This window comes from Aureimonas sp. AU4 (assembly GCF_001463765.1).
Taxonomy (GTDB): domain Bacteria; phylum Pseudomonadota; class Alphaproteobacteria; order Rhizobiales; family Rhizobiaceae; genus Aureimonas.
This window is the reverse complement of the sequence record NZ_BBWK01000088.1, coordinates 1-539: the sequence shown is the minus strand read 5'-3', so window position 1 is coordinate 539 and position 539 is coordinate 1. Positions and strand designations below refer to the sequence as shown.

Below are 539 nucleotides of genomic sequence, written 5' to 3'. Positions count from 1 at the left end.
CACCTCGACGCGGATCGGCCGATCGTAGGGGTTGGAGGGAAAGACGCGGACCGCAAAGGCGTCGCTGACGCTGCGGACCTCGCCGCGCATCGGGGTCAGCGACTGGGCTCGGGCGCCCCCAGCGAGCAGCACGACCGCCAGCATCAGGATCGACGGGATGGTCGCAGCCCTCACTCGCATCGGACCGTCACCGTGGCGGCGTAGGATCCCCCGCGGAACGAGTCCGTGCTGGGCTTCGTGCCGGTCAGGTTGATGTCCATGTTGCTGGTTCCCGAGCCGGTCATCAGCGTCGACGAGCCCGTCTCGGCGACCGTCTGAGCGCCGCTCATCGAGTAGACCGGCGTCCAGGTCGTCGGTCCCGTATCGGCAACAGGCACGGTGGCCGCGCTGACGGCGTCGAGGCTGACGCGCACGCCGCCCGTGGTTGTGATGGTGACCTTGGCGGGCGAACCGCCCGCATTCTTGGAGCTGAGGTTGCTGAGCGTGCCGTTGGTGGTCAGCGTGCCGGTGCCGTTGACGATGGCGATCGCGCAGTTCGT

1 protein-coding gene is annotated in these 539 nt (G+C 68.6%); it reads right to left on the bottom strand.

Annotated elements, in window-relative coordinates:
• Positions 1 to 170: 170 nt before the first annotated feature.
• A partial coding sequence (locus AUL35_RS22675) for a hypothetical protein (protein ID WP_062018325.1) occupies positions 171 to 539 on the bottom strand: 369 nt, incomplete at its 5' end.